Source organism: Lactobacillus laiwuensis (assembly GCF_019972835.1).
Taxonomy (GTDB): domain Bacteria; phylum Bacillota; class Bacilli; order Lactobacillales; family Lactobacillaceae; genus Lactobacillus; species Lactobacillus laiwuensis.
The window spans coordinates 21,314-33,931 of sequence record NZ_BPPB01000006.1; the positions used below are offsets into that span (position 1 = coordinate 21,314).

Here is a 12,618-nt window from a genome sequence, read left to right on the forward strand (position 1 = left end):
TAAAGGAGATTCTTGTGAAAAGTATAGAAGATTATGTCCACTTAGAACCAAAATACTATGAAGCAGTTTTGCAAAATTATGACGATTTGTTTGCTAAGCAGATAGCACAAATAAATAACGATATTACTAATGTTGTTATTTATGCCACTGGTTCAAGCTCTAATGCCGCATATGGTGCATTGCCGTTTATGAGTAATATTTTAAAAATGCCTGTAAAAATTGAAGAGCCGTCTATAGCGGAAAACTATTTGCTTCATGTTGAGCAAAATTCTTTATGTATTGCAATATCTCAAGGAGGTCACAGCTATTCTGTAGTAAAAATTATTCAGCGATTACAAGATGCCGGTAATACAGTCTTTGCTTTAACCAGTGAACTTGATAGTCCAGTTGGCCAAGTTAGCCATCACGTTTTGGATATGGGAATGCCAGTTGAAGAAATGCCTTATGTCAGTGCTGGCTATAGCGTAGAAATTTTAGATTTAATGTTATTAGCAATGTTAATTGCACAAAAAACAGGCAAGCTTTCGTCTGTAGAATTTACACCAATTTTAGCTGAAATAAAAAATATAGTTCAGAAGATGCCTGAAGTAATTAAGCGTGCAAGTAGTTGGGTTGAAAATAACATTAGTAAATTTGCCACCGCGAAGAGATTAGTTTTTATCGGTTACGGTGCAGCTTATGGTGTCAGCCGCGAAGGTGAAACCAAGACGACTGAAGCAGTTCGTATTAGTGCTTGGGGAAAAGAACTGGAAGAATACATGCACGGTCCTTATTTGGGGTTGAACCCGGATGACTTTATCATTTGTTTAGACCCGATGGGAAAATTGCACGACAGAATGGAACTTTTAAAGCGGTTCTTAAATAAGCATGTTAAAAATGTCTACACAATATATGCAGGTAAAGATGAAAGTGCAACAGCTGACGACCTCAGTCTAGGTATTACAACAAGTGAACTTTTGGCTTCTTTATTTATGACAGTACCGGTTCACTTGCTAGCCTATAAGTTATCACAAGTGAAGAAGATAGATTTGCAACATTCTGCGTACCCGGATTTTGATCAGATAACAGCTTCAAAAATATAATAATTTTAAAAAAGAGGAAGAAAAAATGCGTAAATTTAACAAGCAAAAATTAATTGATAGTATGACTGGTGCCCTAAAACTGCGGAGCCAAATTAATGATGTGATTGATCCACTATTTAAAAAAGGCATAACCAATATTTGCTGGCTGGGAATCGGTGGCACCTATGCTTCGGGGATGCAGGCTAATATCCACATGAAAGAAAAAAGTGGTTTAGAAACTTTTTATCAAAATGCCGCTGAATATAATGTAACTGGTAATAAACGTATTACGGACAAGACCTTGGTGGTGATTTCCTCAGTTACTGGAAATACTAAAGAAATGGTTGATGCAGTTAAAAACTTGAACCAAGTTGGTGCAATCATCTTAGGATTTATGGATGACCCGAAAGCTAAATTAGCCTCAATGCTAACGTATTGTATTTCTTATCCTGAAAATGAACAGTTAAAATTCTTCATGGTCGGAGACCGCTTAATGTATTTGAATGGCGAATTTCCAGATTATGATGAATTTTATCAAGAAATGGACCAACATTTTGCAAAAGACATTGCTGACATCGAAGAAAATGCAGATGATTTTGCCCAAAAATTTGCCGAGAAACACCACGACGATGAAATTCACTATTTTGTCGGTGCCGGCAATCAATGGGGTGCAACTTATTCATATGCAATGTGCTATTGGGAAGAACAACACTGGATTAGAACGCGCGCAGTAGAAGCAGCAGAATTTTTCCATGGGATGTTTGAAATTGTTGACCGTGATACACCAGTTACCGTCTATGTCGGTGAAGATAGTCAACGGCCATTAAGCGAACGTGTTGCTAAATTTTTACCAGAAATCTGCGGTAATTATACTATTATTGATTCTAAAGACTATGATCTGCCAGGCTTTTCTGAAAAATATCGTGGCAGCTTGTCGCCGTTTGTCTTCCATGCTATTAATAACAGAATTGATGTTCATATTGAGCATATTAACCGGCACCCGATGGATATCCGCCGTTATTACCGCTGCTTGGATTATTAAATTTGGTGCGATCATATGGTTGGAGTAATTATTTGTACACATGGTAATTCAGCCCCTGAATTATTAAAGTCAGCAGAAATGATTTGTGGTAAACAAGAAAACTGCCAAACAGTGAGTTTCACAGAGGGTGAATCTTTAGAACAATTAAAGTCTGAAATAAGTGAAAAAATCAGTAAGCTAAAAGGGTCAGTTTTTTGTTTAACAGATTTAAAGGGAGGGACTCCTTTTAACACGCTAGTCAGTTTGCTAAAGAGCAATCCGGAAATGGAAATTATTACAGGTGTTAATATTCCCATGTTGCTGGAACTATTCATCAATCGCAGTCACTTAGAGAAAGAAGAGCTGCTATCAGCAATAATAGAAGCAGGTAAAACTGGAGTTTATCGCTATCAAAATGTCGAACCATCTGCTGATGACGAAGAATTTTAAATAAGAGAGTATAGCGGTCAATGCTATACTTTTTTATTAAAAGCTTTATAATGAATAAAATATAAGGATGAAAAGACTTTTTCAATATTAAAGAGGGCGAAAAAATGACTAACTTTTTGGCTAATATAATCTTTAAAAAACGATCAGGGGATCATATTAATTTTGCGAGCAATTTTTGAGTTAGTGAGTAGCTATAAATATACTAGAAATATTTTACGCAAGGGCACCAATAATGGCTATTCAATTCTAACAATTGCCGGTTCATTCTTTTTTTTACTTATTTATACAAATTGGTGGCTTCATTTGTCTCTTTGATCATTTTAAATTTAAAGTTAAAAAACATGATAAAATTTTAGCCACTTTAATTTCGAAAGGTGGTAAAATTACTTTATAATATAGTAATGTAATTTAAAAGAGGGTGTTAAAATGACAAACTTTTTAACAAGTGCAGCATTTTTAATGATCATTGCTGTGATTATGATGGCTTTAGGGTCTTATCAAATAGTTAATAGTGTCGTTTATATCCGTGGCATTTTACATAAGGGCACTAATAACGGTTTTATGCCAGTGGCAATGTGGACTTCTCTAATTATTGGTTTGGCATTGTTAATTATTGGTATAGCTGGAAGTGTGATGGCTTTTAGGGGATTTTAACTAATTTTCTAAAAGTTCATAGGAATTATTACTTTGACAGATTTTCAAAAGAAACATTTGAACTATATTATATTAATATTCGTGGTAGTAAAAGTTTTGACAAAGCCACGAATATTTTTCTTTTAATCATAAACATAAGGTATAATAAGAGCTTTTTTATATAATATAAAAATTAATAGATATATTAGTAAGCGCTATTTTAAACGTGCTATAATAGAGAATATTAATATTAGGATACATTTTTAGGAGGAAAGTATTATTATGGCAGAACAAACTATTATGCTTAACTGCAGTGCTGGAATGAGTACATCTTTGTTAGTTACTAAGATGCAGCAAGCTGCGAAGGATCAGGGTATTGACGCACATATTTTTGCATGTCCAGCTTCAGAAGCTTCACAACACATTGAACAAGATCATCCCGACTGTGTATTGCTTGGACCTCAAATTCGTTATATGGAAGATGACTTCAAGAATAAAGTCCAAGGTCAAGGAAAAGAAGGTAAGGATATTCCTCTTGGAGTTATTGATATGCGTGCTTATGGCATGATGGATGGTAAAAAGGTTTTACAACAAGCTGAAGACTTGATTAACGGATAAGGGGATTATGATGTCTGAAAAAGAAACACCTGAACAAAAAGAACAAGAAACTTTAGAAGCAGCCATGGGACTTATTGCCAATGGTGGTAACGCTAAAAGTCTTGCATTTGAAGCTATTCGCCTTGCGAAAAAGGGTGACATTGCAGGTGCACGTGCCAAATTGAAAGAATCGGATCAATCTTTGAACGAAGCACATAATTCTCAAACAGGGATGCTGACAAAAGAGGCTCAAGGAGATCACACGAAGGTTACCCTTCTGGTAGTTCATTCACAAGATCATTTGATGAATGCAATAACCTTTAGGGATTTGGCTGGAGAAATGGTAGATCTATATGAAAAACTTTTCAAAGCAGGTGCGTTAAAGAAAGAAACTGAGAATAAGTAATTAAAAACTAATGACTGTGGTATCTCAATCAGTTTAATATTGGGGATTTTTTATAAATTCCATAGGTAAAAACACTGAATTAACATAATTGATTTAGCTTTACTTGAAATATGGTCTGCTTTTTTCTTACATGTATAAATTACAAAACTATTGCCTTGAGCCTCTCAAGTCATTTATTTAGGAGAGAATCAACATGAAACAAATAAAAATTGGTAAAAGTGACGTTTATACTACTCCGTTAGGTTTAGGAACTAACAAAGTTGGTGGACATAACTTATTTCAGAATTTAGATGAACAAGATGGCTATGATCTTTTAAGAGAAGCTTTAAAACAAGGAATTAATTTTTTCGATACAGCTTATGTATATGGTCTTGGAAGATCTGAAGAAATTATTGGTGATGTGCTGCAAGACTATGATCGTTCAAAAGTAATAATTGCTACTAAGGCTGCCCAAGATAAGTCTCATGATATGGCTATCAATAATAGTCCTGAGTTTATTAAAAAAGCAGTCGATGAAGCCTTGTTAAGGTTGAAAACTGATTATATTGATATTTTTTATATTCATTTTCCAGACAATGATACGCCAAAAGATGAAGTAATTGAAACTTTAGATGAAATACGAAAAGCAGGCAAAATAAAAGCAATCGGCGTTTCCAATTTTTCTTTAGATCAGATTAAAGAAGCAAATAAAAATGGCAAAGTTGATATTGTTGAAGACCAGTTCAGCCTAGTTCACCAAGCTCCAGTTAAAGAGGAATTAAAGTACTTACAGGAAAATAATATTTCCTTTGTACCTTTCTTCCCATTAGCATCAGGACTTTTAACAGGAAAATACTATCTAAAAGACTGGGAAAAGTTTAAAAATAGTGATGGTGGACAATTATTGGGAGATTTCAGTGAAGAGCAGTATGAAGATGCTATGAAAGGGATTGATGGAATACGAAAAATTGCTGCTGATCATCAAGCGACGGTTACACAAACCGTATTAGCTTGGTATATGGCAAATCCAGCAATTAGTGTTGTAATTCCTGGTGCTCGTAACGCTGATCAAGTTAAAAGCAATGCAGCTGCTTTGCATGTTAATTTGACAACAGATGAATATCAGCAAATAGATCAATTATTTAGTAACTTCTAAAAAGCAAAAAAGGCTTTAAGCTAATTAAACAAGAGCTTAGAGCCCTTTTTGTATTAAATATTGGAATAGCTTTTTGCCACATGAATTTAGAAAAGTGTATCGGCTTTTTAAGCGTGTTTTCAATATTTGAATAACAAAAACACGACACTTATATAAGTGTCGTGTATTCAATTTGCTTTGTTTAGAAGTGCCAATTTTTTAAAGTTACTAGGTTAATCTAAATCGAGACCATTTGAACTAATAACTTTTTTATACCAATCAAATGAATCTTTGCGTGAGCGCTTCAAAGTACCTTCGCCAGCATCATTTTTGTCTACATAGATAAAGCCATAACGTTTATCCATTTGCCCTGTTCCAGCAGATACCAGGTCAATTGGACCCCAAGGTAGGTAGCCCATTAGGTCAACCCCGTCAATTGCAACTGCTTTTTCCATTTCTGAAATATGTTTTCTTAAGTAATCTACTCTGTAATCATCATGAATAGAACCATCTTTTTCAACTTTGTCGTAAGCACCCAGGCCATTTTCAACGATGAATAAAGGTTTATGATAACGATCAGTTAAGTGGTTTAAAGCAATTCTTAAGCCAGCGGGATCGATCTCCCAGCCCCAATCACTTTTTTCCAAAGTTGGATTAGTAGCTTTTGCCTTAGATAAGTCATTTAATTCATCAGCTTTTACGTTTTGGGCTGAGACGGTTGTTGTTTGATAGTAACTGAAGCCAACGTAGTCAACTGTACCTTCTTCCAGTACAATTCTGTCTTCATCAGTAATATCAGGTCGATAGCTGTTTCGTTCAATATATGCTTCAACTTCTTTGGGATATTCACCAAAGACATGAACGTCTGAAAACCAGTCGCGCCGTTGCTCAAACTTGTCCGCTAAAAGCATATCAGCAGATGAAGGAGTCAAAGGCCTTACTGGAGAATAGTTAATCATACAGCCAATTTGAAAATCTGGGTTAATCTGATGTCCAACTTTAACAGCCAAAGCTGAAGCAACTAATTCATAATGAGCTGCTTGATACATTGCAGCTTCTTTTTCTTTGTCAGTCATACCCTTGAGAATAATCCCGGAATTGGTTGCCATTAAAAAGTCATCATTGTATGCAGATTGATTATCGATTTCATTAAATGTCATCCAATATTTTACTTTACTTTGATAACGTTTAAAACAAACTGTGGCAAAGCGAACAAAGAAATCAATTACTTTGCGGTTAGTGAAACCGTGGTATTTCTTAACTAAATTAAATGGTATCTCAAAGTGAGATAAAGTAATTACCGGCTCAATGCCGTAGTGATGGCAAGTATCGAACAAGTCATCATAAAATTTTAGACCTGCTTCGTTGGGCTGCTCGTCGTCGCCATTGGGAAAAATCCTAGTCCAGGCAATGGAAGTTCTGAAGGCTTTAAAACCCATTTCTGCCATTAATTTAATATCTTCTTGATAGTGATGATAAAAGTCTATTGCACTATGGTTAGGGTAATTTTTGCCTGCAACAATTCCGTCAGTAATTTCACGTGGTTTAGTAGCAGAACCTACTGTCATGACGTCAGCAACTGACATTCCTTTGCCATCTTCGTTCCAAGCACCTTCTAACTGATGAGCAGCAACGGCTCCGCCCCATAAAAATCCATCTGGCATTTTGGCTGAAAACATTTTTATCTCCTTTTTTCTCTGATGATTGCATTAACAAATATATTTTATACTTATTGTTACTTTACCAGCAAGCTTCTCTAAAAAGCTATTATTATTTTTAATAAATAATAGCTAATATATAATTGTCAGTATTATATAGTATATTTTTGAGATAGAAAGGGGTGTTTAGATAATTTTGTGTAAATGTCTATTAAAAAAAGAAATCTCTTCGCCGTATGATTATCTTGTAAAACATAAAATCAACGAAAGAGAGATTCCCTCATGGATAATTCTACCAAACAATTAATGTCTGCACTAGCTCAAACTGGAGTTGCCAATTCTTTTAGTGCTTTGATACCTGCTTTTTGTGTCGCTCTGGTTGTAGCAGCTATTAATGGTGCTTTGGTTTTAGCGGGAACCGACATGTTCAATTTGTTATATGTTCCTTTCTCGTTTATTAGTAAAATTGCTGATACTTGGTGGGGCTTTTTGGTAATAATGTTTTTACTGCACCTTCTTTGGTGGTTTGGCATTCACGGAGCAACAATCTTGAGTTCATTTTATTATCCAATCGTTTTAGCTAATATGGCTGCTAACGTGAATGGTGCTCATCGGTTCTTTGCCGGTGATTCAACTGATGCATTCATAAATGTTGGTGGTTCTGGTGCAATGCTTGGTGTAGCTATTTGGCTGGTTTTACGTGCTCGCTCTGCTCAGCTCAAGGAGTTGGGGAAAGTTGAAATCGTACCAGCCTTTTTTAATATCAACGAGCCCTTAATATTTGGTTTGCCTATTGTTTATAACATTGATCTTTTTATTCCTTTTGTTTGTGCACCGCTTGCAGCTGGTATTGTAGCGTATGTAGGAATAGAATCTCGTTTGGTCCCTGTGATCAGATTTCAGCAACCTTGGCCCACACCGGTTGGATTGAGTGGTTTTATTGCCACTGTAAGCTGGCAGGGAGCAGTACTTTCAATAACTTGTGCAATAGTAGCTTTTCTAGTTTGGTATCCGTTTATTAAGCACTATGACAACAAACTTTTAAAACAAGAAAAGAAGCATCAAAAATCAGAAACTGCATAAAAGATAATTGCTTTAACAAAATCTGTCTGGTAAAGGCAGATTTTTTATTATAGTAGGACTAAAAAATGCTAAACAATATTTTAGTATTAATAGCGCTTACTCGCTATAATAAAAGTGTAACAATATTATTTAATTTTGGAGGCACTTTTATATGAAATATCCAAAGACTAAAGAAGTTTTAAATCAATTGGTCGCTGATTTGACACAATTACATATGGTAGTTCACCAACATCACTGGTACATGCGTGGTAATCGCTTTTTGAAATTACACCCATACTTAGACAAGGTAATGGATGAACTAGCTGACCAACTGGATGAAGTGTCTGAACGTTTAATTACCCTTGATGGTTCTCCAGTTTCAACCTTAAGTGAAATAGCAGCTAAAACTAAGATTCCTGATGAAAAGGGCAATTGGGATGAAACAATTGATGAGCGCTATGCAAAAATTATTGCTGATTACCATTACCTTGATCAGCTCTATGAAGAAGGCATTAAAGTCAGTGATGAAGAAGGAGATTACTCAACCAATGATTTGTTGACCGGTTTTCACACTGATGTAGAAAAGAGAATTTGGATGATGTCAGGCGAAATTAATAAGGCTCCTGAAATTGATCCAGAATAATAAAGTCAAGTTTAAAAAGCAGTTTATGACTGCTTTTTTTGTGTCTTCTTTTGCTAATATCTTTGCTATAATAATTTTAGTCACAGATCAATTACGTATTTTAGAAAGCATGAATTATGGATAAAGAAGAGCAGGATAAGTTAAAAAAGCAAGCTGCTGTAAAAGCTGCTGAATTAGTCAAATCAGGAATGAAACTGGGAGTAGGCACTGGTTCGACAGTAGCATTTTTAATTGCTGAGTTAGGCAGAAGAAAAAAAGAAGAAGGCCTTGACCTTGATGCTGTGGTAACAACTTCAAGCAGAAGTAAGAAGCAAATGGAAAGCTACGGTTTTCATGTTGATGACTTGAATGCAGTAGACCAACTGGATTTGACTATCGATGGTGCAGATAGATTAGCAGCTAATTTTGATGGTATTAAAGGTGGTGGTGGCGCTTTAACCATGGAAAAAAACGTTGCAGTTAATTCTCGCAAAATAATTTGGATTGTAGACGAATCTAAAGTGGTTGACCGACTGAGTGGCTTCGCTTTGCCTGTTGAGGTTTTACCTGTTTCGTGTGAACAAAATTTTAGACTTTTTCAAGCTGAAGGGTTGCACCCACAGTGGCGCATGGCAGGTAATGAACGCTTTGTAACTCATTATGGCAATTTTATTATCGACTTGAATATTGATCCTATTCCTGTTCCTGGTGGTTTAGCTGATTATTTGGATCATACCGTAGGAGTGGTCGAACATGGGCTTTTTTTAGGGATGTGTGATGAAGCCATTATCGCTCATTCAAATGGTGAGATAGAAGATCGTAAAAAGTAAATTTATGAGTTGACCCAAGTTTGTCTATGCGGTTAACTCTTTTTATTTTTACAGCAACGAGCAGCTAAATTTGGTATTATTGTTTTATAACCATTTTTAAAAAGAGGATACTTATGTTAAAAAAACCATTGATAATTAGTACTGATCCCGGAATTGACGATGTTGTAGCAATCACCGTTGCTCTTTTTGCTCCAGAATTTGATGTTAAATTGATAGCAGCGACTTGGGGCAATGTACCATTGAAAAATACTTTGGACAATACTTTAAAATTGGAAACATTTTTAAAAACCAATGTCCCCGTTGTAAGTGGTGCTGACAGACCTTTACTGCGGAATCAAATCGATGCTTCAGATGTTCACGGTAAGAGCGGACTAGCTGGATTTGACTTTCCGGCACCTAATCACAACTTATTAAAACCAGGTATCGCTGCAGAAGCAATTCATGAAGTTGTTGCTGGCAGTGCTGAAAAAGTAACATTAATGCAAATTGGGCCAGCAACAGATTTTGCACTTTACTTTAGGCAATTTCCAGAAGACTTGCCTAAAATTGAGCAATTGGTAATTATGGGCGGTGCAATTGGTCGCGGCAATTGGGGACCTTATGCAGAATATAATGTTGCAGGTGATCCTGAAGCAGCACAGATTGTTTTTTCATGTGGCGTAAAAATTTTGTTAGCACCTCTTGAATTAGGACATCAAGCATATGTGACTCCAGATGTTTTGGCCCAAATTAAGCAATTAGGCAGAACTGGAGATATGCTCTATCATATTATGAGCAATTTACATGATCATACTGAAACCAATGGTCGTGAAGTATACGATGCATTGGCAGCGGGTATGCTGGTAAAACCCGAAATGTTTGCTTTTAAGCCAGCTTATGTCATAGTAGATACCAAAAGTCCAAGTGCTTACGGTGCTTCTTTAATTGATTTTAATAACTTCTTTAACAAACCAGCAAATGTTCAAGTTGGAGTGAAAGTTGACCGGGTGCAATTTTCAGAATGGTTAATTGCCGCCGTCAGGAATATAAATAATTGAGGTAGATAATGGCAGATTTCGTTTATCGTACTGTGATGCGTGATATTAAACAGAATATTTTAGATAACAAATATGAGGGGATGCGCCTTCCAGACGAGCGTAGTCTAGCTGAACACTATCAAGTAAGTCGTTCCTCAATGAAAAGAGCGATGGAGCTGCTTTCTCAACAAGGCATTGTCTTTAAAAAAAGGGGTAGTGGAACATTTATTAACCCTTTGTATTTAAAAAATCAGTCCTTGTTTCGTTATGAGGGGTCTAACTTAGGTTTAACTGATAGTTTGAAAGTTCCTGGCAAAAAGCAAGGAATTAAATTGCTGTCTTTTAGCGTAATCAAGACTCCGAAAGGGATAGCACAAGACTTATTCCTTAAAGAAAATGACTTTGTTTATGAGTTTAAAAGGTTGCGCTTTTTAGATAAGCAACCATTTTTAATTGAAACTGGGTATGTACCAATTAAAATTGTTCCTGAGCTAAAACCAGAACACTTGAAAAAATCACTTTTTAATTACCTCGAAGATTCGCAAAATAAAGTGGTTACCAAAGCGTTTCTGAATATTACGGTTGAGCCATCAAATGATGAAGATCAAACTAGACTTAATTTGAAAGAGAGCGAACCAGTCGGAGTAATGGAAGGTATTTTCTTTTTAGATGATGGTACGCCATTTGAAGTATCAACTATGCGCATTCATTACCAATATATGAGATTCAATACTTTTGTGAATTTGAATAAATGAAAAAGCAGGCCTTGGCCTGCTTTTTTGGGATACATTCTATTTAAAAAAGAAAATCAAATATTCTTGAATTGTTGCATATCCATAATCCGTCCAGTATAAACAAAGTTTAAGTTGACTTTTCTGGTTTTATTACTTAAGTCACGCAAAAGTTTTTGCTGCAGAGTCGTTAAATGCAAATGCTGCAATGCGACACATGCCTCAATATACAATACTAATTTGCCGGTATAGTCTAATGGGTGATCTTGACTGTCAAACTTGCGCATTACCATACCAACGGCATCACGAATTTGCTTATACTTTTTGATATTCAATTCATTGTATATATTACTAAAAAAACTATTATAAAATTGGTTTAAATCTTGATAAACTTCTTCGATTAGCTGTTGCCGTTTTGTTGAAAACAAACTACCAAAAAAGCTCCACATAATCTCACTTCCTTAGTACTGAAATGATTTGCGTTTTTGGCGAAAAATTCTTTTGGAAATTTTCAGATAAAGGCAAATCTGTGATTAAAACGTCAATATTATTAAGTGGAATTGACATATAAGGAGAAGTATTTTGGCTATCAAATTTGTATTTTTCGGCAACGACGATCACTTGCTTAGCTCTTGAACTTGCAATCTTGATTAATTCTGAATCACTCATTTTTGTTGAATAGATACCGTCACTTTTAACATTTGAAGTACCAACAAAAGCAGTGTTAAAACTTATTTTCTGCAAAAGCTCAAGTGAGGTAATAGAGTAATTAAATCTATGTTCCTTATCTATTTTGCCCCCGAGAAGTCTCACATTAGGTAATTTAGATTGCATCAGAGCTAACGAATTATCAATTGAATTAGTAACGATTTGCAAATCAGTGCCGCAAATTAAGTCACACAATTTCTTTAAAGTAGTTGATGGACCGATAAAGTCACACTGGTTAGGATGGATAAATCTCTGAGCCATTTTTGCCATCTTAGTTTTAACTGGTGAATCGATTTGACTTCTCATGAGAAAGTTAGGCACATCACTTCGATCTATTGCGACTAATCCACCATGAACTCTGATAGCTTGACCAGTTGCTGTTAACCGCACTACATCACGACGGGCCGTGTCAAAAGAAATGTTGAAAAAATTTGCTAACTTGCGAGTACTCAAATGATTTTCTTGATTAAGCATTTGCTTAATCTGCCGCAACCGTTCTTCTTGTGTCATATTACCTCTCCTGTGCCTAATTTAGCACTAGAATAAATATTGTTTAATCACTTTTTCAGTATTTAACTTGAAAAATAAGTGTTTATCAGTATTTGAACATAAATATGCTGATCTGTAAATAGAAAATGGCATAATAATAGTATTACTTATCTACTTGGCAATAATTAAACACTTATTTTTTATAAATTGGGACGAACCA

General features: G+C 35.3%; 14 protein-coding genes and 1 pseudogene. 12 read left to right on the top strand and 3 right to left on the bottom strand.

Annotation, left to right across the window (positions count from 1 at the left end; genetic code table 11):
- The first annotated feature begins 14 nt into the window (after positions 1-14).
- The 7 genes from LDM92_RS05890 (at position 15) to LDM92_RS05920 (ending at position 5,303) form a co-directional block, all read left to right on the top strand.
- Entirely contained in the window at positions 15-1,082 is a 1,068-nt protein-coding gene (locus tag LDM92_RS05890) for an SIS domain-containing protein (protein ID WP_223902416.1), read from the top strand.
- 25 nt (positions 1,083-1,107) lie between these two features.
- Positions 1,108-2,103, top strand: coding sequence for an SIS domain-containing protein (locus LDM92_RS05895; RefSeq protein ID WP_223902417.1), 996 nt, complete (start codon positions 1,108-1,110; stop codon positions 2,101-2,103).
- Between the two features lie 15 nt (positions 2,104-2,118).
- Complete coding sequence (locus tag LDM92_RS05900; protein ID WP_223902418.1) at positions 2,119-2,532, top strand: PTS sugar transporter subunit IIA; 414 nt, start codon at positions 2,119-2,121, stop codon at positions 2,530-2,532.
- 426 nt (positions 2,533-2,958) lie between these two features.
- A complete protein-coding gene (locus LDM92_RS05905; protein ID WP_223902419.1) occupies positions 2,959-3,186 on the top strand; it encodes a hypothetical protein in 228 nt (75 codons plus the stop codon).
- Positions 3,187-3,447: 261 nt separating this feature from the next.
- Positions 3,448-3,783 (top strand): PTS sugar transporter subunit IIB, encoded by a 336-nt coding sequence (locus LDM92_RS05910; RefSeq protein ID WP_034977128.1) that lies wholly within the window; start codon positions 3,448-3,450, stop codon positions 3,781-3,783.
- Between the two features lie 7 nt (positions 3,784-3,790).
- A complete protein-coding gene (locus LDM92_RS05915) occupies positions 3,791-4,168 on the top strand; it encodes a PTS lactose/cellobiose transporter subunit IIA (protein WP_045927689.1) in 378 nt (125 codons plus the stop codon).
- Between the two features lie 193 nt (positions 4,169-4,361).
- Positions 4,362-5,303, top strand: coding sequence for an aldo/keto reductase (locus LDM92_RS05920; RefSeq protein WP_223902420.1), 942 nt, complete (start codon positions 4,362-4,364; stop codon positions 5,301-5,303).
- Between the two features lie 212 nt (positions 5,304-5,515).
- Here the strand turns inward: LDM92_RS05920 and LDM92_RS05925 are convergent, their stop codons facing one another.
- Complete coding sequence (locus LDM92_RS05925) at positions 5,516-6,961, bottom strand: 6-phospho-beta-glucosidase (RefSeq protein ID WP_223902421.1); 1,446 nt, start codon at positions 6,959-6,961, stop codon at positions 5,516-5,518.
- Between the two features lie 306 nt (positions 6,962-7,267).
- Here LDM92_RS05925 and LDM92_RS05930 point away from each other — a divergent pair.
- The 5 genes and pseudogenes from LDM92_RS05930 to LDM92_RS05950 form a co-directional block, all read left to right on the top strand.
- Positions 7,268-8,023, top strand: a pseudogene (locus LDM92_RS05930) (PTS transporter subunit EIIC); the annotation flags it as partial.
- A 151-nt stretch (positions 8,024-8,174) separates the two neighbouring features.
- Positions 8,175-8,645, top strand: a complete 471-nt coding sequence (locus tag LDM92_RS05935) for a Dps family protein (RefSeq protein ID WP_045927693.1) — start codon at positions 8,175-8,177, stop codon at positions 8,643-8,645.
- Positions 8,646-8,761: 116 nt separating this feature from the next.
- Entirely contained in the window at positions 8,762-9,454 is a 693-nt protein-coding gene (gene rpiA, locus LDM92_RS05940) for a ribose-5-phosphate isomerase RpiA (protein ID WP_223902422.1), read from the top strand.
- Positions 9,455-9,567: 113 nt separating this feature from the next.
- Entirely contained in the window at positions 9,568-10,491 is a 924-nt protein-coding gene (locus tag LDM92_RS05945; RefSeq protein ID WP_223902423.1) for a nucleoside hydrolase, read from the top strand.
- Between the two features lie 8 nt (positions 10,492-10,499).
- On the top strand, positions 10,500-11,225 hold the full coding sequence (locus LDM92_RS05950; protein WP_223902424.1) for a GntR family transcriptional regulator: 726 nt from the start codon (positions 10,500-10,502) through the stop codon (positions 11,223-11,225).
- A 53-nt stretch (positions 11,226-11,278) separates the two neighbouring features.
- Here the strand turns inward: LDM92_RS05950 and LDM92_RS05955 are convergent, their stop codons facing one another.
- Together LDM92_RS05955 and LDM92_RS05960 are read right to left on the bottom strand one after the other, a co-directional pair.
- Positions 11,279-11,650: a bacteriocin immunity protein gene (locus tag LDM92_RS05955; RefSeq protein WP_223902425.1), complete on the bottom strand. Its 372-nt coding sequence runs from the start codon at positions 11,648-11,650 to the stop codon at positions 11,279-11,281.
- Positions 11,651-11,654: 4 nt separating this feature from the next.
- Positions 11,655-12,419 (bottom strand): DeoR/GlpR family DNA-binding transcription regulator, encoded by a 765-nt coding sequence (locus LDM92_RS05960; protein WP_223902426.1) that lies wholly within the window; start codon positions 12,417-12,419, stop codon positions 11,655-11,657.
- Between the last annotated feature and the right edge of the window lie 199 nt (positions 12,420-12,618).